At 37.4% G+C, this 25,736-nt stretch carries 23 protein-coding genes, 8 tRNA genes, 1 rRNA gene and 2 pseudogenes; 4 read left to right on the top strand and 30 right to left on the bottom strand.

Features of this window, described 5'->3' with window-relative positions; translation table 11 throughout:
- The 21 genes from C9J29_RS13020 to acpS form a co-directional block, all read right to left on the bottom strand.
- Window positions 1–326: ribosomal RNA gene (locus tag C9J29_RS13020) — 16S ribosomal RNA — on the bottom strand; the annotation flags it as partial.
- 197 nt (window positions 327–523) lie between these two features.
- A tRNA-Gly gene (locus C9J29_RS13025) sits at window positions 524–597 on the bottom strand.
- Window positions 598–614: 17 nt separating this feature from the next.
- Window positions 615–691, bottom strand: a tRNA-Arg gene (locus tag C9J29_RS13030).
- A 30-nt stretch (window positions 692–721) separates the two neighbouring features.
- Window positions 722–807, bottom strand: a tRNA-Leu gene (locus C9J29_RS13035).
- A gap of 66 nt (window positions 808–873) precedes the next feature.
- Window positions 874–946, bottom strand: a tRNA-Lys gene (locus C9J29_RS13040).
- 15 nt (window positions 947–961) lie between these two features.
- Window positions 962–1,036, bottom strand: a tRNA-Gln gene (locus C9J29_RS13045).
- A gap of 5 nt (window positions 1,037–1,041) precedes the next feature.
- A tRNA-Asp gene (locus C9J29_RS13050) sits at window positions 1,042–1,117 on the bottom strand.
- A gap of 29 nt (window positions 1,118–1,146) precedes the next feature.
- Window positions 1,147–1,218: transfer RNA gene (locus C9J29_RS13055), tRNA-Glu, on the bottom strand.
- A gap of 1 nt (window position 1,219) precedes the next feature.
- Window positions 1,220–1,296 (bottom strand) — tRNA-Asn (locus C9J29_RS13060).
- A 91-nt stretch (window positions 1,297–1,387) separates the two neighbouring features.
- The gene (locus C9J29_RS13065; RefSeq protein ID WP_043990239.1) at window positions 1,388–1,846 is read right to left on the bottom strand and encodes a SprT family protein; all 459 of its coding nucleotides are present in this window, start codon (window positions 1,844–1,846) and stop codon (window positions 1,388–1,390) included.
- A gap of 67 nt (window positions 1,847–1,913) precedes the next feature.
- Window positions 1,914–4,085 (bottom strand): Tex family protein, encoded by a 2,172-nt coding sequence (locus tag C9J29_RS13070; RefSeq protein ID WP_008177042.1) that lies wholly within the window; start codon window positions 4,083–4,085, stop codon window positions 1,914–1,916.
- Window positions 4,086–4,228: 143 nt separating this feature from the next.
- Complete coding sequence (gene sigB / locus C9J29_RS13075) at window positions 4,229–5,014, bottom strand: RNA polymerase sigma factor SigB (RefSeq protein ID WP_089985767.1); 786 nt, start codon at window positions 5,012–5,014, stop codon at window positions 4,229–4,231.
- Window positions 4,992–5,462: an anti-sigma B factor RsbW gene (gene rsbW, locus C9J29_RS13080; protein ID WP_008177047.1), complete on the bottom strand. Its 471-nt coding sequence runs from the start codon at window positions 5,460–5,462 to the stop codon at window positions 4,992–4,994. Before rsbW ends, sigB begins: the two co-directional genes overlap by 23 nt.
- Window positions 5,462–5,794 carry an STAS domain-containing protein gene (locus C9J29_RS13085; protein ID WP_025114281.1) on the bottom strand — a complete coding sequence of 111 codons (333 nt, stop codon included), beginning with the start codon at window positions 5,792–5,794 and terminating at the stop codon, window positions 5,462–5,464. The genes rsbW and C9J29_RS13085 overlap by 1 nt, the downstream gene beginning before the upstream one ends.
- Window positions 5,795–5,844: 50 nt before the next feature.
- Window positions 5,845–6,852, bottom strand: coding sequence for a PP2C family protein-serine/threonine phosphatase (locus C9J29_RS13090; RefSeq protein WP_089985768.1), 1,008 nt, complete (start codon window positions 6,850–6,852; stop codon window positions 5,845–5,847).
- A gap of 12 nt (window positions 6,853–6,864) precedes the next feature.
- Window positions 6,865–7,266: an anti-sigma regulatory factor gene (locus C9J29_RS13095; protein ID WP_008177053.1), complete on the bottom strand. Its 402-nt coding sequence runs from the start codon at window positions 7,264–7,266 to the stop codon at window positions 6,865–6,867.
- A 363-nt stretch (window positions 7,267–7,629) separates the two neighbouring features.
- Window positions 7,630–7,980, bottom strand: a complete 351-nt coding sequence (locus tag C9J29_RS13100; protein ID WP_107922304.1) for a type II toxin-antitoxin system PemK/MazF family toxin — start codon at window positions 7,978–7,980, stop codon at window positions 7,630–7,632.
- A gap of 4 nt (window positions 7,981–7,984) precedes the next feature.
- Entirely contained in the window at window positions 7,985–8,248 is a 264-nt protein-coding gene (locus C9J29_RS13105; protein ID WP_036162355.1) for a hypothetical protein, read from the bottom strand.
- Window positions 8,249–8,512: 264 nt separating this feature from the next.
- Complete coding sequence (gene alr / locus C9J29_RS13110; protein ID WP_107922305.1) at window positions 8,513–9,634, bottom strand: alanine racemase; 1,122 nt, start codon at window positions 9,632–9,634, stop codon at window positions 8,513–8,515.
- 195 nt (window positions 9,635–9,829) lie between these two features.
- Window positions 9,830–10,888, bottom strand: a complete 1,059-nt coding sequence (locus tag C9J29_RS13115; RefSeq protein WP_043990243.1) for a LolA family protein — start codon at window positions 10,886–10,888, stop codon at window positions 9,830–9,832.
- A 125-nt stretch (window positions 10,889–11,013) separates the two neighbouring features.
- Window positions 11,014–11,367 carry a holo-ACP synthase gene (gene acpS, locus C9J29_RS13120; protein ID WP_089985770.1) on the bottom strand — a complete coding sequence of 118 codons (354 nt, stop codon included), beginning with the start codon at window positions 11,365–11,367 and terminating at the stop codon, window positions 11,014–11,016.
- Between the two features lie 64 nt (window positions 11,368–11,431).
- On the opposite strand from acpS, the gene C9J29_RS13125 reads away from it, so the two are divergent.
- Window positions 11,432–12,055 carry a rhomboid family intramembrane serine protease gene (locus C9J29_RS13125; protein ID WP_036121030.1) on the top strand — a complete coding sequence of 208 codons (624 nt, stop codon included), beginning with the start codon at window positions 11,432–11,434 and terminating at the stop codon, window positions 12,053–12,055.
- Window positions 12,056–12,128: 73 nt separating this feature from the next.
- Here C9J29_RS13125 and C9J29_RS13130 read toward each other — a convergent pair whose 3' ends face one another.
- The 8 genes and pseudogenes from C9J29_RS13130 to C9J29_RS13165 form a co-directional block, all read right to left on the bottom strand.
- The gene (locus tag C9J29_RS13130) at window positions 12,129–12,704 is read right to left on the bottom strand and encodes a GNAT family N-acetyltransferase (RefSeq protein WP_089985910.1); all 576 of its coding nucleotides are present in this window, start codon (window positions 12,702–12,704) and stop codon (window positions 12,129–12,131) included.
- Window positions 12,705–12,811: 107 nt separating this feature from the next.
- Window positions 12,812–14,290, bottom strand: coding sequence for a PH domain-containing protein (locus C9J29_RS13135; protein WP_089985771.1), 1,479 nt, complete (start codon window positions 14,288–14,290; stop codon window positions 12,812–12,814).
- A complete protein-coding gene (locus tag C9J29_RS13140; RefSeq protein WP_008177068.1) occupies window positions 14,283–14,762 on the bottom strand; it encodes a PH domain-containing protein in 480 nt (159 codons plus the stop codon). Before C9J29_RS13140 ends, C9J29_RS13135 begins: the two co-directional genes overlap by 8 nt.
- Window positions 14,763–14,885: 123 nt before the next feature.
- The gene (cshA, locus tag C9J29_RS13145; RefSeq protein ID WP_090002031.1) at window positions 14,886–16,421 is read right to left on the bottom strand and encodes a degradosome RNA helicase CshA; all 1,536 of its coding nucleotides are present in this window, start codon (window positions 16,419–16,421) and stop codon (window positions 14,886–14,888) included.
- 352 nt (window positions 16,422–16,773) lie between these two features.
- Window positions 16,774–17,466: an alpha/beta hydrolase gene (locus C9J29_RS13150; RefSeq protein ID WP_089985772.1), complete on the bottom strand. Its 693-nt coding sequence runs from the start codon at window positions 17,464–17,466 to the stop codon at window positions 16,774–16,776.
- A 77-nt stretch (window positions 17,467–17,543) separates the two neighbouring features.
- The gene (locus tag C9J29_RS13155; protein WP_008177074.1) at window positions 17,544–18,911 is read right to left on the bottom strand and encodes a UDP-N-acetylmuramoyl-tripeptide--D-alanyl-D-alanine ligase; all 1,368 of its coding nucleotides are present in this window, start codon (window positions 18,909–18,911) and stop codon (window positions 17,544–17,546) included.
- An 11-nt stretch (window positions 18,912–18,922) separates the two neighbouring features.
- On the bottom strand, window positions 18,923–20,002 hold the full coding sequence (locus tag C9J29_RS13160) for a D-alanine--D-alanine ligase (RefSeq protein WP_043990248.1): 1,080 nt from the start codon (window positions 20,000–20,002) through the stop codon (window positions 18,923–18,925).
- Window positions 20,003–20,116: 114 nt separating this feature from the next.
- Window positions 20,117–20,868: pseudogene (locus C9J29_RS13165) on the bottom strand (hypothetical protein).
- A 339-nt stretch (window positions 20,869–21,207) separates the two neighbouring features.
- On the opposite strand from C9J29_RS13165, the gene C9J29_RS13170 reads away from it, so the two are divergent.
- Entirely contained in the window at window positions 21,208–22,395 is a 1,188-nt protein-coding gene (locus tag C9J29_RS13170; protein ID WP_008177081.1) for an FtsW/RodA/SpoVE family cell cycle protein, read from the top strand.
- Between the two features lie 57 nt (window positions 22,396–22,452).
- On the opposite strand, the gene C9J29_RS24350 is transcribed toward C9J29_RS13170, so the two are convergent.
- Window positions 22,453–22,590 carry an Lmo0850 family protein gene (locus C9J29_RS24350; protein ID WP_164908744.1) on the bottom strand — a complete coding sequence of 46 codons (138 nt, stop codon included), beginning with the start codon at window positions 22,588–22,590 and terminating at the stop codon, window positions 22,453–22,455.
- A 334-nt stretch (window positions 22,591–22,924) separates the two neighbouring features.
- Here C9J29_RS24350 and C9J29_RS13175 point away from each other — a divergent pair.
- Window positions 22,925–24,085: pseudogene (locus tag C9J29_RS13175) on the top strand (MFS transporter).
- 167 nt (window positions 24,086–24,252) lie between these two features.
- On the top strand, window positions 24,253–25,710 hold the full coding sequence (gene cls, locus C9J29_RS13180) for a cardiolipin synthase (protein ID WP_043990258.1): 1,458 nt from the start codon (window positions 24,253–24,255) through the stop codon (window positions 25,708–25,710).
- Window positions 25,711–25,736: the final 26 nt, after the last annotated feature.

Genomic DNA, 25,736 nt, shown 5'->3' on the forward strand with positions numbered 1-25,736 from the left:
CAGTGTGGCCGATCACCCTCTCAGGTCGGCTACGCATCGTCGCCTTGGTGAGCCGTTACCTCACCAACTAGCTAATGCGCCGCGGGCCCATCCTATAGCGACAGCCGAAACCGTCTTTCAGTGTTTCACCATGAGGTGAAACAGATTATTCGGTATTAGCCCCGGTTTCCCGGAGTTATCCCAAACTATAAGGTAGGTTGCCCACGTGTTACTCACCCGTCCGCCGCTAACGTCGAAGGAGCAAGCTCCTTCTCTGTTCGCTCGACTTGCATGTATTAGGCACGCCGCCAGCGTTCGTCCTGAGCCAGGATCAAACTCTCCATAAAAGAAATTTGATTAGCTCAAATTGTTTTGCTGGCATCAATTTTGATGTCCAAAATTTTGTTTCGTTCACTAGCTAAACTAGCTACTTAAAACTTTATTGATTACGTTTTGCTTGTTCAGTTTTCAAGGTTCATAACGTTGTCGAATCAGACAACTATTTAATCTTATCAAACAACCAAGAGGTTGTCAACACTTTTTTTGGAGCGGGTGATGAGAATCGAACTCACGACATCAGCTTGGAAGGCTGAGGTTTTACCATTAAACTACACCCGCATTATTTTTAAAAAATATGGCGCGCCCGGCAGGAGTCGAACCCACAACCTTCTGATCCGTAGTCAGACGCTCTATCCAATTGAGCTACGGGCGCATATGAATTAATTAACTTTGAAATTGACTTTGGTGCGGCCGAGAGGACTTGAACCTCCACGGGGTTGCCCCCACTAGGCCCTCAACCTAGCGCGTCTGCCGTTCCGCCACGACCGCATTCAATTAGTAACTTTCTTATTATACTATACATCAATAGAAAGTCAACCTTTTTCTTAAAAGAGATGAGCCATGAAGGACTCGAACCTTCGACCCTCTGATTAAAAGTCAGATGCTCTACCAACTGAGCTAATGGCTCAAATTAAGAAATGAATGGCTGGGGTACTAGGATTCGAACCTAGGCATGACGGAATCAAAATCCGTTGCCTTACCGCTTGGCTATACCCCAATAAGTGGCGGTCCCGACCGGGATCGAACCGGCGATCTCCTGCGTGACAGGCAGGCATGTTAACCGCTACACCACGGGACCAATATTATTTGCAAAGTAAATTATGAAAATGACCCCTACGGGATTCGAACCCGTGTTACCGCCGTGAAAGGGCGGTGTCTTAACCACTTGACCAAGGGGCCATGGCTCCGAAGGCAGGACTCGAACCTGCGACAACCTGATTAACAGTCAGGTGCTACTACCAACTGAGCTACTTCGGAATAATGAGTGTTATGTTGTCGTCGTTATCTTGTCGACTTTTACTATTATAGGGATAACTAAACAATACGTCAATCTTTTTTTAATATTTTTTTACTCTAATAATTTAAGCCTGCCCAAACACTTGCTACAACAGTACTTTTCAACATTCATTTTAATTTTTCTTACATATAATTGCTGGCAATTAGTACATGTATAGGTGTAGCGTCGTTGTTTTTTTATAGATGATTTAGAAGTATGTAACGCTGAACAGAAACGAGGTGCCTTTACTTTATTTAATAGTTCCCTGAATTCTTTATCCCTATGCTGATACCCCTTACCTTCAATATGTAAATGGTAATGACACAGTTCATGAAGTACAATGCCTTGAATTTCCTTAATACCATATAATTCAAAAGCTTTTGGATTGATCTCAATATTGTGCGTTTGTAAAAGATATCGCCCGCCCGTTGAACGTAACCTTCCATTAAAATAAGCTTGGTGTATAAATGGTTTTTGAAAACTTTCCAAAGAAATTCGACATACAAGCTGTTGTAGTTCCTCATTGTCCAACTTGATCACCTCCAACAACAAGAATACCACACTGTGTAGTATGCACAGCGTGGTAAAAATTTATTACTCAATCTAATAATTGATTTTTAGGAGGAAGCATTGTTAAAGAAATCCGCCCTTTACTAACATCAATCTGTTCAACCCAAACGGTTACAATATCTCCTAACGCCACAACTTCTAATGGATGTTTAATGCGTTTATTTTGAAGTTTTGAAATGTGCACAAGTCCATCTTGCTTCACACCAATATCAACAAAAGCTCCAAAGTCTACTACATTTCGCACAGTTCCCTGTAGCTCCATACCAACTTTTAAATCTTCCATTTTCAATACATCTGTTTTCAGCAATGGCTGTGGGAACGCATCACGTGGATCACGACTTGGCTTCATCAAAGTATCTACAATATCTTGAATCGTTACAACACCAATCTCTAGTACTCCACTTAATTGTTGAATATCCAAAGCAGCAATAGCTTCCTCCGCCTTCTTCGTTCCAAGTTCTTTTTTATCGATCTTTGCCTCTCCTAAAATCTGTTCTGCAAGATGATAGCTTTCAGGGTGGATACCTGTAGAATCAAATGGATTTTTTGCCTCAGAGATACGTAAGAAACCAATGGCTTGCTCATAAGTTTTCGCACCCAATCTTGGAATTTTCTTTAATTGTACACGGGTAGTGAATTGACCATTCTCTTCTCGAACCTTCACGATATTTTCTGCAACTGTTTTAGATAAACCAGAAACGTATTGTAAAAGTGATGAAGAGGCCGTGTTTACATCAACTCCCACTTGGTTAACTGCTGTTTCTACTATAAATGTTAATGATTCATTTAATTTCTTTTGAGAAACATCATGCTGATACTGCCCCACTCCAACTGCTTTTGGTTCAATCTTCACTAGCTCTGATAAAGGATCTTGTAAGCGTCGGGCAATAGACACAGCACTTCGTTGCTCAACCTGTAAATCAGGGAATTCAGCCCGAGCAATATCCGATGCTGAGTACACAGATGCTCCCGCTTCATTAACAATAACGTAGGCTACGTCCGTAGTCAGCTCGTTTAATACATCAACAATGAATTGTTCTGTTTCACGGGAGGCTGTCCCATTACCAATAGCAATTATACTAATTGGGTATTTTGCTAAGATTGCTTTTACAACAGCTTTCGATTTTGCCACATCTGGTTTAGGTGGATGTGGATAGATAGCGGTAACCTCTAGCATTTTCCCAGTTTCATCGACAACTGCTAATTTACAACCGGTACGATAAGCTGGGTCAACGCCCAAGACATATTTGCCTTTCATAGGTGGTTGTAATAGTAGATTACGTAAGTTTGCAGAGAAAATATGAATAGCCTGTGTTTCTGCTTTTTCAGTAAGCTCATTACGTATTTCTCTTTCTATAGAAGGTTGAATTAAACGCTTGTACGAATCTTCGATAGCTAGCTTCACTTCAGCAATAGCAGGAGATGTTCCCGTTGCTGGTATCCATTCTTTCCACATGATCATCAATACGCGATCCACCGGAACATGAATCGAAACTTTTAAAACATCTTCTTTTTCCCCACGATTTATCGCTAGAATACGATGAGGAACAATTCGATTAACAGGCTCCTCATACTCGTAGTACATTTCAAATACATTTTTCTCATCTATTTCTGCATTTTTCACACTCGTTACAAGTACGCCATCTTTCAATGAATACGTACGAATTTTCTCACGAATAGCAGCATCATCAGCAAAGCGTTCTGCTAAAATATCTCTCGCTCCTGCTAGCGCGTCTTCAGTATTAGCTACTTGATCATTATCGACGAATTTAATAGCTAGTTGCTCTAGTGGATCATGACTAAAAGCTACTAAAAGATCTGCCAGTGGTTCTAAGCCCTTTTCTTTTGCAATAGTAGCCTTAGTACGACGCTTTTGCTTGTAAGGTCTATATAAATCCTCTACACGCTGTAGTACTGTTGCTGAAAGAATAGATTTTTCTAATTCTGGTGTAAGCTTATCTTGCTCTTGGATTAATCGAATAACCTCTTCTTTCCGTTGTTCGAGCTGCTGTATGTAGTGATAACGATCCTCTACAGCTTTAATTTGCACCTCATCCAGAGATCCCGTTACTTCTTTTCGATAACGCGCAATAAACGGAACTGTATTTCCTTCTTCTAATAATTTAATAACAGCATCAACTTGCCCTGGTTTAACCGCTACATCTTTTGCAATGAGCTGTAACATTTGCTTTTGTTCCACACCATCACTACCTTTTTCTTTTCATTTTACCATTACACTTTACTAAAAATGCAAAAAAATAGTCTACTCAAACGAATATGAGTAGACTATTTTCAAACATTTAAAAGGTGTTTAGTATGATTCACAGCACACCCATTGATGGATTAGAGCGACACACCGCCACTTGCTAGAATAGCCTCTTGTAATTTCTTGATTGCTTTTCTTTGTATTCTAGATACATGCATTTGAGAAATCCCTAATTGTTCTCCAGCTTCTTTTTGACTTAGTTGCTCTAAATATGTAAGCTGAATGATTTGTTTTTCTCTTTCATTCAAAACAACCATTGCCTCGGAAACAATCATTCGTTTATCAGTCATTTCATAGCCATCGTCTTCCCTACCCAAAATATCGAATAGTGTTACGGTGCTACCATCTGAATCTGACTCTATTGAATGATCCATAGAAAGAGCTTGATAACTACGGCTCATTTCCATAGCCTCTAATACTTCTTCCTCCGCTACATCTAAACGCTCGGCAATTTCTTGAATGGATGGAGAACGCTGCAATTCAATAGTCAGCGCCTCCACCGTAGATTTGATTCTCGGCCCAATTTCTTTTATGCGTCTAGGCACATGAACATCCCATGTTTTATCACGTAAAAAGCGCTTGATTTCTCCAACAATTGTTGGTACAGCAAATGCTTCAAAACTACGGCCAACATTTGGATCAAAACGTCTAATTGCACCTAATAAACCCAGCATCCCTACTTGAACAATATCATCATAATAAGATTTACCATTCGAATACTTACGTGCTATTGACTCAACTAGATATCGATAATGAATCACTAAATTCGTTTGCGCTTCATCATCCTCCGTTGATTGGTACAATTCAATCCACTTTAATACATCTTCTTTGGATGAAGATTTATGTAGTGATTCTTTCGACATTTTTTTCCACCTGCTCCCTAGTGACATACTTTGTCATAAAGACAGTTACGCCACCATCGTTATTGATCATCACCTCATCCATCAAAGTTTCCATTAAATAAAGCCCTAACCCACCTTCTCTTAGCCCTGCAATATTTTCCTCAGGATGGTACGGTCCAATCTTAGTTTTAATCTCCTCGAAATTAAAACTATTACCGTAGTCAGCAATCATCAATTCCATTTTATTGTCGTATAACGCACATCCGATGACGATTTCGCCTTCTTCATCTTCTTTATAAGCGTGATGCACGACATTAGTGACAGCCTCACTTGCAGCAATTTTCAAGTCTTCGATATCATCATAATTAAAGCCAATCCTGCTTGCTAAGCCAGAGACAGTTAACCGAATAACACTGACAAATTGCGGTTTAGCAGGAACTCTAATTTCAATATAGTCAAATTCCTTCATTATCTTAATTCCACCTTTTTATCAGTTTCGATATCCATCAAATCACTCAGTCCTGTAATTTCAAACAATCTTTGTAATCTAGTCGATAAACCAACGAGCTTCACTTTGCCATTTTCACGTAATGTTCTTTTATAAAAGGCAACAAAAATCCCGAGTCCTGTACTATCCATGTAATTTACCTTTGATAAATCGAGTTCAATTTCCAATCCTTCTGTAATCTTTACAGCTTCCAATTCTTCACGTAATCCTGATGCCGTAAACGTATCAATTTCACCTTCTACAAAGCCAAATAATTTATGATCAATTTCTTTAAAATGTATTGTAACGTCCATATAGCACACCTCCACCATATTTATTAGACTATTTTCTGTTCCCTGTTTCATTAAAACGTAAACCTATTTTTTAAAATAACTACAGTAAAATCATCTGTCAGTTTAAAATCCTGTATTTTCTCTATCTCTCTATATAGAAGCAAGCACAATTGTTGAGCTGATAAGTACTTGTTTTCTTTTATGAGTGCTGAAATAATTTCTCTTGAATTTAAGTCATCCTGCCCTCTAAATTCTGTTACTCCATCGGTCATCATGATGATCAAATCATCTTCCTCTAAAACAATTTCATGAAATGTATATTTGGTTTCAGACAACACACCTAGTAATAAGCCTTTAGCTTCTAAAGGAATAAATTCATCTTGCTTGGCTCTATAATGTAAAGCCGGCTCATGTCCTGCAGAAGCATAGGAAAATATATTTTGGCGAATATCTAAGCAGCCATAGAACATAGAAACAAACATACTATCATCAACACCTTTTTCTATTACCCTATTAATGACTTCTAAAACATACGAAGGATCTTTATAGGCATAACTCAATGTCTCAAGTCCGTATTTCACCATAGACATACATAAAGCAGCAGGTACACCCTTTCCTACAACATCTGTTACTGCCACACTTAAATACTCTTCTCCATCGTGAAAAAAATGAACATAATCACCATTCATTTTACGAATAGGAAACGAAACCATTCCTATATCAATACTTTGTAGCTCAGGCACATATGATTTTAATAAGGTCTTTTGAATGTTAGTTGCAATCTTCATTTCCAATTCATACTCAGCCTGTTTTTGTAGTAAGCTTTGATGCTCTCGATGTGCCATACCATAATGCACCATAACTTCAATAAGAAAATCATATGCTGGCTGCGATTCACCCATTCGATTAGGAAATATTGCTTCTACAGCATTTTTATGGATACTAACAACATCCTCAGGGGCTATACTTTTTTGAATTAATTGACGTGTGAAATTTTGAGCAATATATAGATTTTTTTCTGTTTGATTCAACATATAATCTGACAATATTTTTTTATACTGAGCTTCTAATTGTTTCAATTTCTTCACGTCCTAACGCAGCCATTTTTCGGTCCTTATTGTTGTACCCTCTCCAATGACAGATTGGATGTGTAAGCTGTCCATCAATCGCTTAACCCCTGGAAGGCCAGCACCTAGACCCCCCGATGTAGAATAACCATCCTCTGTTACTTTGCGAATATCCTTAATTCCAGGTCCTTGATCAGTTGCAACAACTACTATTTTCTTTTCAGTTTCTGTCTCAATTCTTTCAATTTCAATTATACCTATACTGGCATATAAATAAATATTTCTTGCTAATTCACTAATAGCTGTGGTTATACGAGCTTGATCAACAGTGCCAAATCCAAGTGCCTTTGCCTCATTACGCCCCAGTTGTCTTGCTGTAATAATATCCCACTCTGTAATAATTTCAACCGAAGACTTACTTGTCACTGCTGCCCCTCCATTTCCTTACGGAGTAATACCCTTTTACTTTTATTCGACATATTACACACAAACTATATAGTATTTATAAATGGAATATTCTATGTATTTTTTCATATACCTTTAAGAATTTTTTCAATAATCTATTTTTATTAAAAATCTTGTGTATATCTTAAATCTTTTTTTATTATTTATCAAATACGTCATAGCATAATAACGAAGAGATTTTTTGCTACCATCAAACATTTCAACATTCTTCCTATGTACTAATGACATAAGAATTTCAAAGTATACGAAATAACTGAAGAATAGAAAAGACAAAAAAGCATCGAGATATCAATTATCTCGATGCTTTCTATACACATATGTATATCAAAATTTAACTAGACCTAAACTGATCATCAACGCACCATCAACTTTTTCCATCACAGCATGATCAAGTTGTGTAATACGATCTGTCAATCTTGACTTATCAATTGTCCGCACTTGTTCTAGCAAAATAACCGAATCACGTTCAAAACCATACTTTTCAGCATTGATTTCAACGTGTGTCGGTAACTTTGCCTTTTGAATCTGTGCAGTGATAGCCGCGATAATGACAGTCGGACTAAATCGATTGCCAATATCATTTTGAATAATCAGCACCGGCCTAGTGCCCCTTTGTTCAGAGCCTACTACCGGTGATAAATCTGCAAAAAAAACGTCACCACGTTTTACATTCAAAGTGTCATCCCCCGCTTACGAGACGCTCCACCATATGTTGTGCTTCATATTCTGCATGCAAGCATTCACTCGCGATCATTAAATTAATATGAGACATTTCAACATATCCTTTAATCATAGCTTCCCGTATTTGATTTGGTTGCTCCTGCATTAAATTTTTGCGCGCTAAAGAACGCACAAAAGATTCACCTTCAATTACTTCCTTTGTTTGTAGAAATAGTCTGTCTTGAACAGCAATTGTAGCTTCTCTTAACTTTTTATCGTACACAGCAAGCACCTCCAACGGAACCATACACTTTTCATTACTTCCCATTCTATCATTGAAAGATATTGTTGAAAAGACATGAAATGACAAAATATCTGACAATTTGAAGTACAAATTGTAAAAATATGTTGGCTGTCGAAGGTATATGACGAATAATTATTATTGCAACTTATTACCAATTATGATTGATCTATCATTCGGAAAAGAAATAAGATCTCCAGTGCTTATTAATTGACCAAATTCTTCAAACTGGCATAAATGTGTTTATTAAAAGTATATTCTAGGAACTCTTGCTGTGATCATGCATGGTATTTCATAGTTAATGGTTTCAAGCTTAGTTGCCCATTCATCGATGGAAATCCTATTCTGTCCTTGTTGGCCAATAAGTGTTACCTTCTCACCTATAGCATATGCTTTTGGTAGGGCAACCATACATTGGTCCATACAAATTCGTCCAACAATCGGCATTCTCTGTCCATCAATTAAAACCTCTTGTCCACCTAACTTACGAATAACACCATCTGCGTAACCTATTGGAAGAGTTCCAATCCACATATCTGTTGGCGCAACATATGTAGCTCCATAGCCTACAGATTCACCTTTTTTTATTTCCTTCACATGAACAAGTTCACTTTCGAGTGAAAATGCAGGTTGTAAGGCAAAGGGTAGGATACTCTCTACATAGGAGGACGGTGATAAACCATACATTGAAATCCCATATCTCACAGCATCATACTGCAAGTTAGAATCCTTTACTAATGAAGCTGCTGTATTAGATGCATGAACAAGTGGCGGCTTTATCGGCAATACTGCTAAACAGCTTTCAAAAAATTGTACTTGCTGATCAAAATAAGTTGTATCTTTCTCATCCGCTGTTGCAAAGTGCGTAAATATTCCGTTTAACTCTACATTATCAGTAGACTCAATTGTTTGATACAATGCTAACAAATCCTGCTCAGAGCGAATGCCGATTCTACCCATACCACTATCTACTTTCATATGTAGCAGTAAAGAAAGCGCTTCATTGGCTATAAGTGGTGCTGCTTGCTGTACCCACTCACTTCCATACACAGTGAGCATAATACGCTGTTGAGCTGCGAAAGGAGCAAAGGACACTGGAGATGCACCTAATATTAGTATGTCTGGATCTTCAAAATGTGCTCGAATATGTAATGCTTCATCAGGCGTTGCCACTGCAAGTATTGTGGCACCAGCCTCAAGAGCTGCCTGTGCTACGGCTACATCTCCATGACCATATGCATTCGCCTTTACTACAGCAATTATTTGAACATTAGGTCGTATAAATTTTTTTAAATTTTTGACGTTTTGTTGGATTGCTTGTAGATTTATCATTGCTTTCGTTGGTCGAAAATATTGCTGTGTCTTCATAAGAATACCCTCTTTATTTTTAATTAAAACATTATGTATTACATACATATTTTTTATTTAGCTTGTACAATTATACGTTTATTAGTCCTGAAACGTTTACTTTATAGACAATCACTTAACATTTTCTAAACCACAAATTTTTATATTGTCAATAAGCTACAGCTTTCATGAACTAGAAAGCTGTAGCTAGAAAAGTTACTTCATACTACCTATCGTCATAGATGTAGCAACTTCAATCATTTCTTCACGCGTTAGTTTACTGGAAGCTACAAAGAATTCAACACCATCTTTTTCCCAACTAACTGAAGTATCTGTAATCGCACCTATTGTAAATCCTAAATCAACTGGATCACCAGGCGAAGATACTGGTAACATAGAGTTTTCCTTTGTCACTGGCTGTTGCATAACTGTAAAGGCTTTTTCTCCTTCAAATGTTAAGATAACGCGTTCCATACCACTTTCTTGAACGACTTTTTCATTCGCCAATTGTGCCCAATTTAATACTGGATAGCTAGTTTGGAACTCTTGATATTCTACTTCTGCACCAACTGCTTCTTTGTCTTCTTTGTCTTCTTTACCATCTTTCTCTGCTGGTGTAGCTTGTTCACCTTTAGTTTTATCTTTATCTGTAAATTGCTCAACTGCATACTCTTTGGCAGCATGCTGCACACCTAGTTTAATTTTCTTAAATGTAATTCGAATTTGTTCTTCTTTCACATCATTCATAATGACAACAGAAGTTGGTAGTAAAGTTTTCTTATCTACTGTAATCACCTGATGAGGCATACTATTTTTATAGCTATTTCTAGTAGCCGCTTCAAATATATATGCTTTCTCTTCCTCTTTCATGACAAGATTTTTATCTTCTGCTAAATCTTCTGCAAGAGCTCCTATTAGATATGCTTGACTATTCTTCTTAGGCCAATCACTTTGGAATTTATACATTTTGTTTAATGTTGGTGTTACAACAAATACGCCATCCGCATTACGCACAATCATTTGAGAAACATCTTTTCCACTTTCCATAACTTCTACTCGATAGAAATCAGGTTTAGTATGCCATACTGTTACATTATAATTTCTAGGCTCCCCACCAGATTTGATCTCCATCGTAGCATTTAATTCATAGCCATTTGTCTCTCCCCATTTACCATTCACTTTCTTCAACACTTTTTCCTGTGAGGCTGTACCACATGCCGACAGAAGTAATATCGTACAAAATAAGACGAGCCATTTAACTATTCGGTTGCCCACGCTTTCACCCTTTCTTCTTTCAAATCCACTACGACAATATATGAACCGTATTTGTCAGTTATGTCATTTGTAGAAAAGGCAATATATTTAAATTTACTGGCTAACCTTTTTAGACAACTTCATTCCTATTCTAATAAGATTACTTGAGCAGCTGCATATTGCTTGGAATGCGTAATACTAACAAAACCATTGGCAAGCTCCCCCTTAAAATATAAAACGGGTTTTCCAGCCTCTCCTCGTAATATCTCCATATCATGAAGTTTACATTGTTCGCCAATGCCAGTACCCATCGCTTTCGAAAATGCTTCTTTCGCAGCAAAGCGTCCTGCTAAAAATTCTATTTTACGAGTTTCTGAGTAACCATCAAATAATTTTTTTTCCCTTGTTGATAAAATGCGGTCTTTAAATTTATCTGTACGCTTCATCGCTTTTTCAATACGGTCTATTTCTACAATATCTAGACCAATTCCCTTAATCATGTGACCTTCTCCTTTACCTATTTCCAACAAGGCATGTATAATAATTGTAAATTGAGGTGGAGCCATGTTTAGTAGAACAGAAAATTTTAAGCAATATACAAAGTATTACCCTGTTGTGTCAACGTTAATAGCAATCAATTTAATTCTTTATGTATTGTCTCTTTTACCCGGTGTAGGAACTCTTTTGTGGAATTACGGAATTCAAGCGAATTTCCTCGTTCAAAAAGGTGAGTGGTGGCGTGTATTCTCTGCTATGTTTTTACATGCAGGGTTTATGCATGTGTTTTTTAATATGTTTTCCTTATATCTCTTTGGACCAGAGCTTGAAAAAATTGCAGGTAAAGCCCGTTTTATTACAATTTATTTAGTATCGGGTATTGTTGGCAACATGGCAACCTACATATTCTATGATAGTAGTTATGCGAGTCTTGGTGCAAGTGGAGCTATTTTTGGAATTTTTGGTGCTTTTGGGGCATTAGTGTATTATACTCGTAGAACAATGCCAATGCTTCGTAAGCTTATTTTACCAATCATCATTATCAGTGTCATTATGACTTTTCTTCAACCGAATGTAAACGTTTTTGCACATTTAGGTGGGCTAGTAACCGGATTCATTCTAGGGCTTATTTATTTACATCCAAAAAGAATTTTAAGCTGGCGCAAACAAAAAATGGCGGGTAGACCATAATTTAAGAGAGGAGCAGCACCATGGGTTATAAGTTAGATCTCATGGCACTGCTCCTCTTTATATGAATCGCTTTTTACAGGGCGACCGTCGCTTCATTGGTCATCTTAATTTTTTTCCACTCAGCTGCCGTTATACCATAAACCACTTGGTCTACATGATGATCATACAGCCACTCCGCATCCCTTAATCGCCCTTCTTCATGAAAGCCCAACACTTTTGGAATCGTGCGGCTACGAATATTTCCAACCGCTACTCGCACTTCAATACGGTGTAGCTTCAAATAATGAAAGGCATAATCAATTAATGCTTTCATTGAATTTGTTACAAGCCCCTTGCCTACAAACTCATTCCCTAACCAATAGCCAATACTTGTCCACTTGTGTTGCCAGTTGATTTGATGATACCCAATGACACCCGCGAGCTGTCCATCATAGTAAATTCCTGCCTGTATCCCATCGTTATCAGCGTATTGTTGCATAGCCTTTTTTACAAATGCCTCTGTATCTTTAACTGTCTGAACACCATCTACAAAAGGTAACCATTCACGTAATGTATCCCTTGAACGATCAGTCAATGCAAATAAATCATGAACATCACTTAAATCCAATAATTTTAAATAAGCGTCTTCATTAATATCATATTTAAACATAGTCCCCACCCCTTTTGTTCTATTTATTTTATTATAAACTTCATTACCAAATATTTGTATGTAAAAAAGCTAATCCTTCCATAAAATTGAAAGAATTAGCTTTGCATTTAATGTTCGTACCAAGATAATATTGTTTCAGCATCTCGTTGTTCCAGACTCGAAACACTACCCGTTGTACCGGATGCTCCGGACATGACTGTTGCTTTTATAGACATAACATTTTTTCTTTTTTGAAAATACGATTGTGTACTTCCCATCGATTGTATACGTTTTTTCTCCACTATCAATGTGATTCGACTGAATACTCTATATTGTAAAGCCAGTTGCTTCCCATCAATTTGATAGCCTGCTGTTTTATGCTGCCAAACCCCAAGTAGTATCGTTAATGGAATGAGTAGCAATGACAATAGACCATACGGGTAGAAGAAATAACTACATGCACCAATAATAGGGACAAGCCAAATAAAATCTATGCGATAAAAGAAAGGTCTAGCTTTTTTAGGTGATCGAGTAAAGGAAGGATTCCAATTCATATCTGGGAAAAGACCCTCTAATGTCTGCATACAATCTTGTTTCTTAATGAGTGGGAATAAGGTAATTTTTTTATCCTTCCCCTCTTCACCATTACCTCCAGCACTCTCAACAACAACCGTTGCAAAGCCTGTTAATTGACGCAATGGATTTTCAACAATACGAATAGCCTGGATTCGGTTTAAAGGTAAGGTTATACGCTTTTTCTCTAAAAGTCCTTTAGTTATGATCAGCTTATCTTCTTCGATACGGACTGTATATTCATAGTAATTAATCAAGGTAATAAGGACAGAAACAACCCAGGCTACTATTAAAATTAACATAACCGATATCGCTATTAAAAAGGCCCCGACTTTCACAAAATCAGCCAACTCATGGAAAACAGTTTCATAAGGAATAATATCTGAAAACTGAGAGGCGATAGCAGCAAGACCAGATAACACAACACCAATCCCACCAGAAGTTGTGGCTAACACTAGTAAGTCACGCATGGACATATGGTAAATAGTTGGTGCGGAAATTGAAATTGAATCGTCTGCGACCTCCGTCTGTTCTGCATATTGTTGGTTTACACCTTCATTTTTGGCACGGCGCATTTCTAGTTCAATAACATCTGCCGCTTCTTTACGAATTGCAGTAAGTTCTACTTCAGGCTTGCCACCTTTACTCCCTGCTGTTTCCACCTGAACTTTGACTAATCCAAAAATACGGTGGAAAATTCCTTCATTATAGTTCAAACTTTGAATACGTTCAAACGGAATATAACGCTTCTTTTTAACAAACAATCCATATTTGATACGGAGTTCTCCATCCTCATACCAATAAACAAATGTCCGCCATTTAATAATGCCTCCAATCAATGCAAGGAGTGCGGCTATTCCCCATACACCGAAGAGTAAAATGGTATCAAAAAAATGATCACTACGGAAATTTAGTGAAAAATTAAAGCCATTCGTTATGATAATGATCGCAATGGGTAATATCATACTTTTTAATGCTTTGACGCTCGTAATTACTGCTGATATAGGATGTAAACGATTAATCTCCTTAGACATCATCTTCCGCCACCCTTGCTAACTCAGAGATACGAGCACGAAGTGAATCTGCTTCGTCCATGATAAGTGCGGGAATTGTATGTACGGTTGCTGCCGTTGATATGGAGATATTACCTAAATCATATTTCTTTAAAATCGGTCCCTGTGTCGTATCAACATGTTGGACACGAACCATTGGTATGAGCGTACGTTTTACTACAAATAAGCCATGTTGTACTTCAATTTCATGTTCTCGCACTTCATATCGCCATCGTTCCCATCTAATTTTAGGAAAAATAAAAACTGATAATATGGCACTTAATACTACAATCGCCCCAGCTATGTAATAAATAAACGTTGGCCATTCAAAATAATAAGTACCATAGCTTACGATTCCTGCTGCAATTAATAGCACCACTGTTTGTATGACACCATATAAACGCCATACAGTTAACCCTTTACGGGAAATTTGATGCACTGGTTGAGCTCTCATTGTCGTTCCCCCTCTTTTCTATAGTAGGTTATACGGAATTCATGACCGTTTTGTTTCAACTATATACGAAAAAAAACCTTACAGCCAGTATGACTGCAAGGTTTTAATATCCACTTACGAAAATTAATCTTCGTGACGTCGAGGAGAACGAGAACGACCTTGTCCACCTTCACGACGGCCTCCTTCACGGCGACCACCTTCACGACGACTGCTACTGTTACTATTACTATTACGGCGATCTCCACCACGAGAGTCACGACGTCCACCGTAGTTACGATTATTACCACCGCGACCACGATCTCCACCGCCACGATTACTGCTAGAGCGTTCACGACGCATTGGTAATGGACGTTCTTCTGAAATTGTTACTGGTGTATCATCTGGCTCTTTCGTTAATGAGCGAAGAGCAGCTGCAACAACATCAATTGCCTCATGATTATCAAGTATTTCTGACGCAAGTGTACGGTAATCACCTAAGTTGTTATTAGCAATAAGACCTTCAAGAGTATCAAGAGCTAATCGTTGTTGTCCTACTAATGCTTCATCTGTTGTTGGCGGACGAAGTGGAGTCATACGTTTCTTCGTAGTTTCTTCTACGATACGCAAGTAACCCATTTCACGTGGCGTTACAAACGTAACAGCAAGACCTGACTTACCTGCACGACCTGTACGACCAATACGGTGAACATAAGATTCAGGGTCTTGTGGAATATCGAAGTTGTATACGTGTGTGACACCAGAAATATCAAGACCACGTGCCGCTACATCCGTCGCAACAAGGATATCAATTTTATTTTCTTTAAATTGACGCAATACAGAAATTCGCTTAGCTTGACTTAAATCACCGTGAATACCTTCAGCAAGGTAACCACGAATAGATAAAGCTTGAGCTAGCTCATCTACACGACGTTTTGTACGACCAAAGATAATAGCAAGTTCTGGTTGGTGAACATTTAATAAACGAGATAAAACATCGAATTTTTCACGTTCAGCAGATTTTACGAAATATTGATCAATATTATCAACAGTTAATTCTTTTGCTTTAATTTTTACGATTTCTGGATCACGCATAAATGTTTCCGCAATTTTACGGATTGCTGGCGGCATTGTTGCTGAGAACAGTAATGTTTGACGCTCAGCAGGAACGTTTTCTAGGATGGAATTAATATCATCGATAAAGCCCATATTTAACATTTCATCTGCTTCATCCAATACTAATGTTTGCACATCTTCTAATTTTAACGTACGACGATTAATATGGTCAATAATACGTCCTGGCGTACCAACAATGATTTGAGGTTTATTTTTCAGTGCACGGATTTGACGGCCAATTTCTTGTCCCCCGTAAACTGATAATAATTTCACACGTTTATCATAGCCAATCTTGTAAAGCTCTTCAGATACTTGAATAGCTAATTCACGAGTTGGAGCAATAACCAATGCTTGGATATTAGGGTTTTTTGGATCGATTTTTTCAATTAGTGGAATCCCGAAAGCGGCAGTTTTACCAGTACCTGTTTGCGCTTGACCTAATACATCACGGCCTTCAATAGCAAAACGAATAGTACCTTCTTGGATTGGTGTTGCTTCTTCAAATCCCATACGCTTTACAGAGCGTAATGTAGATTCGCTAATATTTAATTCTGAAAAATTTGTCAAACTTCTCAATCTCCTTTTTTTCCTTTTAAGTTGACAAATGGTTACATTTTCAGATGAAGTTGTCGGCAAATTCGAGCCTGTGTAGTGGAACGTTTCCGTTACTTAAAAATTCTCTCTACATGATCATTCATGTAGAGCTCTCTTATATGAAAAGGAAAGCCCGGTCTTTACCGAGCGGTTCGATTCTGTTGTAATTATTCACTTTAGAATAAAACCGTTGTGTTCAAAAAAAAGTACTCTTCAACCAAATATGAAGAGTCTTCGCACAAAATGTATCCATTGCTTACACTAGTCTAACATGGCTTTAATACGTATGCAACGATAACGCATGAGTCGTAATAATCTGACTACTTCAAGTATCCTTTAAAAACAGCAAAACTCGCGGAAACCAATCGGAGCAATCTTCCTCAAGACATATATGATGCCTTCCATTATCAGAAAAATACAAAATTTTATCAGTGGAAGCCAATTCATCATAAAGAAATTGTGCTGTGTTAAACGGCACTATTCCATCCTGTTTCCCTTGCACTATAAAGACAGGAATTTCGATATGCCGATAATACGGTTCCACGATTCGAACCAATTTCATAAATTCAATTGTTGAAGCTAATGGCACATTATTAAACTTATGTCGATAACGTAAAAATAGCTCATTATTCGTTAAATTATGATGATATGCATCTGTCGCAAGTAATTTGAAATCAATGACCAGTTGCTTAGGACTAATATATTTTGCAGCAGCACTCAATAATACTAGCTTTTTTACCTTATAACGTTTCGCCAAATATAAAGCTATAATGCCCCCCATTGAAAATCCAACAACGATGAGCTCATCTACTTTTTTAGCTAATGACCGTATGGCTAGCTCTGCGTCCATTAACCAGTGCTTTGCAGTAAATCCATCCATATGCAAGGCTTCACCATGACCCGATAATGTTGGTTCTACTATGAGCCAATCCGTATGCGTCCGTAAGTATGTTGTAAACGGCTCCATCTCATAGGGACCACCTGAAAAGCCATGAATGCATAGTACACCTATTGACAAATCCCTCACCTCGTTTAACAAAGAAACCTCTAAAAAAATGAATCGGTGAGCAATTTATCCCACCGATTCAATGAAAATTATGACGTAAAAGCTTGTAAAATTGTCTCTAATTTCATACCACGGGAACCCTTCAGCAAAACAATAGATGATTCATTAGCAAGTTTTAGTTTTTCAATAATAGCCGTATAATCATCTTCGGCATATAACAATCGCTCTGCTCCAAAGCGCTCTTTTAATACTTCATAAAGATGAGTCATTCGAGGCCCAAATAGACAAACGTAATCGATTTCTTGCTCATCTATTTCCTCCGCTAGCCCTTCATGGAAACGCTGTTCATCCGGCCCAAGCTCTAGCATATCCCCTAATACAAGCCATTTTTCAGGTCGAATAGTTGAAGTAGCGATAAATTGAATAGCCGCTTTTACAGAGGTAGGTGCAGCATTATAAGCATCATTAATAAATAATGCACCATTTGTACCTTGTACTTGTTGCATCCTCATATCTGTTAATACTACATGCTCTAAGGATGTACGAATTTGCTCATTTTTTAAACCTAGTTGATGAGAAATTAACATGGCAACCAATGTATTTTTCACTTGATGCTTTCCAAGTACAGAAATAAAGAAGTCACCCTCTATCATACCGTGGGTAGTAAAGCTACTACCATTAGCATTGGCATGAATATGATCAGCATATAAAAGGTTATTTGGCTCTAATCCAAACGCTACGGCATTTAAATGCATTTCCTTAGCCACTAATTCCTGTAGCAATGGTTCATCTCCATCATAGAATAATAGGCCATCCGGCTGCATTCCTTGAATAATCTCAAACTTTGCCTGTGCGATACCTGCACGGGACCCTAAGTCCTGCATATGGGCCTCACCGATATTTGTAATAACTGTCATATGTGGCTGAGCTAGCTTTGTTAAAAATTCAATTTCGCCGAATCCACTCATTCCCATTTCAAGGACAGCTACCTCTGTATCTTCATCAAGCTGTAAAATAGTAATCGGTAAACCTAGTTGATTGTTAAAATTCCCAATTGTCTTTTGAACTTTAAAGAACGGTGCAAGTGTACCCGCTAAAATATCTTTTGTTGATGTTTTACCGTTAGAGCCAGTAATACCAATAAATTTGGCTTTATGTTCATTACGATAAGCTCGTGCCATTTCCTGTAAAGCTACTTCCGGATCATCCACAAACAATAAAGGTATACCTTCCGGCGGATTAGGTTCATCCTTTTGCCAGAGAGAAGCACCTGCACCTTTTTCAAACGCCTGAGCAACGAACCGGTGTCCATTTGTTTGCTCACCACGAAATGGTACAAATAAATCCCCCTGTTGAATTGTTCTTGTATCAATGGAAATTCCTGATACAACCGTATCATCGTAAGCCGACATATCCTCATTTAACCATGCAGCTAATTGTTTTAATGTTTTTTTCACAATAATCCCACTCAGTCTTTTTTATAGTGAAGCTGTTGTTTTTCTTCAAAACGTTCAATGGCTAACGTAATCAAACGATTGATCAGCTCTGGATAGCTTACATTTGTATGTTGCCACAATAGTGGATACATACTTACTGGCGTGAAACCAGGCAATGTATTGACTTCATTAATGTAAACGCTATGATCAGCTGTTACAAAGAAGTCGGCACGAACTAAACCGCTACCATCAATCGCTTTAAAAGCCCGTTTTGCCAGATCTTTTAAGCTTGATTCTGTTTCCTCTGGTAGCTCAGCTGGAATAATAAGTGCTGTGGAGCCGTCCGTGTACTTAGAATCATAATCATAAAATTCTGTAACAGGTTTAATTTCACCTGGTACTGAAACTTCCGGATAATCATTTCCTAAGACGGCAAGTTCAATTTCTCGAGCGATAATACCTTGCTCGACAACAATTTTACGATCGTATTGTAAGGCAACCTCGATTGCTTTTTTTAATTCATCACGGCTTGTTGCTTTGCTAATTCCAACGCTAGATCCTAAATTTGCAGGTTTCACAAACATTGGCCAAGTTAATCTTTCTTCACAGCGTTCAATGATAGCCTGTTGTTCATTCTTCCATTCACTGCGAATAAAGTACGTATAGGGCACTTGTGGTAAACCAGCAATCTCGAATAATTGCTTCATAACCACTTTATCCATTCCAGCAGAAGATGCTAAAACCCCATTTCCTACATAGGGAAGATTTAAAACTTCTAGTAAACCTTGCACGGTTCCATCCTCACCATTTGTTCCATGTAGCAATGGGAAAATAACATCGAACTGTACTGATTTGCCATGTTCATCGATTAAAAAATCAGTAATATTATTTTCTAAAATTGTAGTATTATCACCAAATTGTAGTTCTTCGATAGTACTTACAGGCTTTTCTAAACGATCTCCACGTCGCCATTCTCCTTCAGATGTTATGAAAATCGGATATACTTCATACTCCTCGAAATTCAAAGCACCAGTGACTGCACGAGCTGTTGATAAGGATACCTCATGCTCCGCTGACTTTCCGCCGTATAATAAACCGATTCTTTTTTTCATTTTTGTGCCCTCCACATACTTCTTGAGTACTATTAGTTTATCACGAAACGTCTTGACAAATGACATAAAAATCCCACCGTAATTTTCGACGGTGAGATTTAAGTGTATATTTCGTTAAATAATATAAATCAATTCATCGTGCTCAGTTTTCAAAATGGTATTTAAATCGTCCCATACTTCATCAGGAAAAGAATATTCTGACAGGTTGCGGACTTCTATCCCATATGCCACTTTTGGTTTTTCAATACGGTACAACGATAATAATGCACCGTCTTTAGCAAATGATCGATAAGAACGTAAGAATTCAGGTGAAATGGTAGGGATACTTGATTTTACTTTTCTACGCCAAAATCCAGAGCTACGTTCCTTTTCGCGAATTAAACTATTAAAAACATTTGCCACCAATAAATCCGAATCACTTAAATGTCGGAAATAAATTTTTGTCATTTTTTCTAAATCTGAAGAGTAATAGACGAATCTATTTTGCAATTTGTTAAAAAATGCAGATGTAATCGGTTCTTTTTTATGACTTATGTAAAGCAATTCCCCTTGTTCCATCGGTGTTAGATGGTCTAGCCTCTTCTCATCCATAAAATCGACCCAACATAGTTCCTTGGACTCAGCCGATTTTTTACAAAATGGGGTACCTCTTCATCCAATACATATTCAAATTGTGTATGCATATTAAAAGAACCGTCTTCATAGGAATGTTTTAATAAAAGTAAGTGATGCAGTGGTTCAAGCGAAGCCGCAAATTGCGAGAATTTTAACCCGCTAAAAATGACAAATTTATCGACATCATTCATATGAACATAAATATGATACATAAAATCATCAGCTGACTTTAATTTTTTAGCCACAACCATCACCCCATTCTTCACTACATTATAAGACTAAACTCGATTTTTTTGAAACATTTTATGTTAATTGTCGTCACAACTATATACGCAGGCATAAAAGTGCTTTTTGCGTTATAATAGGAATGTTACACATGCATTTGCATACAGGTTTTCGATTACTCATTGAGTTAAAATATTTGCTTAAAAGTTCCATTGACAACGTTCAAAGCAAATTGCAATCTTATCAGTAGACATTCTTCTTTCTGATTTTGAATTCGCACTATTCTTTCAACATTATAAACGAAAATGGAAGAAACGCATTATATTTACTCATATTGAGATACTATTTTTATTTAGGTGGATTTTATGGAAAATAAACGAAATTTCGCAAATCGTTTTGACTGGACCCTTGCTTTTATTCTTTTCACTTTTCTAGTCATTAGTTTGTTAGCTATTGCATCTGCCCAAACATCCGGTCAATATGGCATTAACTACGTTCCAAAACAAATGCAATGGTATGTAATTGGTGCAGTAATTATTGGCATAGTGATGTTTTTTGAGCCAGATCAATATAAAAAAATGTCATGGTATATGTATGGAGCAGGGATTGCCTTATTGGTACTGCTTATATTTATGCCTGAAGGAGAAGGTCAAATTGGTGCACCGGTCAATGGCGCAAAAAGCTGGTACCATACACCGCTTGGTAACATTCAACCTTCAGAGTTTATGAAAACATTCTACATCTTAGCACTGGCACGATTAATTAGTAAGCATCATGAAGTCTATTCATTAAAATCATTAAAAACAGACTTCTTATTATTAGGAAAAATCGGTTTAACTCTTATCGTTCCATTAGCGATTATTTTGAAACAACCAGACCTTGGTTCAGCACTTGTATTCTTTGCCATTACCGCTGCCCTTATTATTGTAGCAGGTATTTCATGGAAAATAATATTACCTACATTTTTAGGTGGCGTAGTAGCAGGTGGTTCACTATTATGGATGGCTCTCTATATGCAAGATTTCTTAGAGAAAACATTCGGTTTTAAAACGTATCAGTTCGCTCGAATCTATTCTTGGCTCGATCCCTACTCCTATTCTTCCAGTGATGGTTACCATTTAATTACATCGCTCAATGCAATTGGATCAGGTGAAATTTTCGGTAAGGGCTTTCGAAACCGAGAAGTATATGTTGCAGAGAACCATACCGATTTCATTTTCACTGTAATCGGTGAGGAATGGGGCTTTATTGGGGCAAGCATTGTTATTTGTATTTTCTTCCTACTAATTTATCATTTAACAAAAACTACTCTTTTATTGAAAGACCCATTTTCAACATATGTTTGTGCTGGTATTATCGCTATGATTACATTCCATGTGTTCGAGAATATAGGAATGACGATTCAATTATTACCGATTACCGGTATTCCACTTCCATTCATTAGCTATGGTGGTAGTTCATTAATGGGGAATGCTCTAGCTATCGGACTTGTCTTTAGTATGAGGTTCCACTATCGGACATACATGTTTACTACACATGATGAAGATGAATAAAAATAGAAAAAGGGAAGCCTCTAGTACAGAGACTTCCCTTTTTCTATTGTAAACGAGTTAAGCTTGAACTTGCGGTGTCTGCGTTGGTGGTGTTAGCACTTTTAAAAGTTCTAGTCGAGACTTTGTTACAGTGGCTGTTACACCCAACTTAGATAAATTCGAAACAATCTTTTTCAAATCTACTTCTTTCCTCATACATTCCACCTCAATCTTTCCTCGATTTTATATAACGTTTAATTGGCAAAAAAGTTTCATTTTTCTACGAGTATGATGTCTGACAAGTTTATCATACCATTTAACTTTGCTTTGAAATTTTTCTTTTTTGTGACATTGTATTTTTTTATACCCTGCCCTGTTCACCACCAAACATTTATAAACTAACCTAACCCCCCATATTTTATTCATTTACTTTATTTCAAAGCAAAAGAAAAGCCGTCTATCCATGTTTCTCCTTCCGTTTTCTTGTAATAGCAAGAACAACGGGGTTAGAATATACATATTGAAATAATGTATGAAAGCAGGGAACTATATGAAAAAGGCAATTTTATTATTAATGTCTGTTCAATTCCTCGTTTACCTAGGGTTCGGTATTATTATTCCAGTCTTACCTGAGGTTATTGTGCAGCAAAATTGGGATAATCTCCATGTTGGTGGCTTACTGACCGTCTATTCATTAGCTAGCTTTTTCACTGCACCATTTTGGGGCATGCTATCAGATAAGGTAGGTCGTAAACAGCTAATCTAAACGGGACTAATTGGTTTTAGCCTAAGCTTTGTTATTTTTTCATTATTTATTGATAACTTAGCTATTTTATATGTTTCCCGCGTTGTAGGAGGATTATTTTCAGGAGCTTTATATACGGCTGTAACAGGATTTATTGCAGATATGTCTAGCGAGGAGACACGTAATAAATATATGGGCTTTATGGGTATGTCCATCGGTCTAGGATTTATTTTTGGCCCAGCAATTGGTGGAATGCTAGGTCATTATAGCTTGCAATTACCGTTTATCGCATCAGCTATATTAATTGGACTATTATTTATTTATGCAAGTTTCGTCTTAAAAGAACCTGAAAAACGAAAAGATTCAAATAAACGTGCTATTGTGCCAAAAGGTGCTGGGAAAATGCTACAATACCGTGTGCGTTACTTATTTATGTTTTCATTTTTAGTAACATTTATGTTAGCAGGTGTAGAAGCTACATTCCAACTATTCCAAATCGAAAAAATTCAAATTACACCATTACAAATTGGTTATTTATTTATGTTTAGTGGCTTTGTTGATGCTGCGATACAAGGTGGTGTCGTTCGCCGAATTAAAAACGGCAGTGAGACAACTTGGCTAATCGGGGCACAAATTGTAACGGCTGTGGGTATGCTTTTATTCACGTTAACCGCTAACCTATTTATCGCAGGGCTAGCATTATGTGTCTTTACAGCCGGAAACGCACTTGCGAGAACATGTGTTGTTTCACTATCCTCTAAAGAATCTGGCGGGCAATATGGTACAGCAGCTGGACTATCTTATTCCATGGATAATCTGGGACGCATACTAGGTCCACTATTTTTCACCTGGTTATTTACAATGCATGCAAGTCTCGGTTACTATACATCAGCAGTAATCGCTATTCTTTCTATTAGCTTAATTTTTATTTTTAAAGCCTCTAAAAAATCGTTGCGTTTTGATTAACATTGATCATGGCTACGATAGAATGATTATCAAGCAATTCGGATTATCTCTAGTAAATCATAGAGATAATCCTTTTCTATGCTAACTAGCTATTTAAAATCTTCTTTCCTCATTTGAAGTAGGCTATACTAAGTATGTTATTATCAATAGTAAAGGCAGGTGTAGGAATGAGCATTTTTACAGATATAGAATACTTAGTTCCTTTTACTTTATTTTTTAATATTTTATTAGCCATGACTATCATTTTTTTAGAACGTAAAGATGCTACATCTACATGGGCATGGATTCTCGTCCTATTTTTCATACCATTAGCTGGGTTTATTTTGTATCTATTACTTGGAAGACAGTTACGAAAAAAACATTTATTCCGTTGGGAAGGGCGTAAAGATATCGGTATCGATACGCTCATCAACTATCAAATGGATGCCATTCGTAATGAAACATTTGAGTTTCGTATTTCAAATGCAGAGAATTATCAAGAGATGATTTACATGCACCTTAGAACAAACAATGCCGTTTTAACGCAGGACAATCATCTAGATATTTTTGATGATGGGGCCAATAAATTTGAACAGCTCCTTAAAGATATTGAAGCGGCTAAGGACCATATCCATATTCAATACTATATCTTCCGTCTTGATGATTTAGGAACACGAATCGTTCAAGCACTAATTAAAAAGGCGCAGCAAGGTGTCAAAGTACGCCTCCTCTATGATGAGATGGGCTCACGTAATGTGAAGAAACGTCATTTCAAAGAATTGCTTAATGCCGGAGGCGAGGTAGAAGTCTTCTTCCCTTCCATCTTCCCACTACTTAATCCCCGTTTAAATTTTAGAAATCACCGAAAAATCGTTGTCATTGATGGCCGTATTGGCTATATCGGAGGTTTTAATGTTGGGGATGAATATTTAGGCTTACAAAAAAAGTTTGGGTATTGGAGAGATACACATTTACGTATTGAAGGTAGTGCTGTACATCCACTCCAAACACGCTTTTTATTAGATTGGAATCAAGCAAGCTCCCAGCAAAAGATGGGTTACTCGGACCGCTACTTCCCTGCTATCCCGAAAAAAGGTGATGTTGGTTTACAAATTGTATCAAGCGGACCTGACTCCGATTGGGAGCAAATTAAGATTGGTTACTTAAAGCTGATAAATATGGCCCAAAAGTATATCTATATTCAAACGCCTTATTTTATTCCCGATGTAAGCTTCTTAGATGCCATTAAAATTGCGACTTTGTCCGGTATCGATGTACGTATTATGATCCCTAACAAGCCAGATCACATGTTTGTTTATTGGGCTACATATTCCTATGTTGGACAGCTGCTTCGTGCAGGAGCAAAAGTATATATCTATGAAAAGGGCTTTATTCATGCCAAAGCTATCATTATCGATGATGAGGCTTCCACTGTTGGTACAGCTAATATCGATGTTCGAAGCTTTAGCTTAAATTTCGAGGTGAATGCCTTTATCTATGATGCCAACATTTCGCATCAGCTGGCGGAGCTGTTTGAAAAGGATATTTTTGATTGTACAGAGCTGACGTGGGAGATGTACCAAAACCGTTCATCATTGATCAAATTTAAAGAATCAATATCTCGGTTATTAACTCCTATCTTATAAAATGAAAAAGGAAGAGAGCTTGTTCG

The organism is Lysinibacillus fusiformis, from assembly GCF_003049525.1.
GTDB lineage: Bacteria > Bacillota > Bacilli > Bacillales_A > Planococcaceae > Lysinibacillus > Lysinibacillus fusiformis.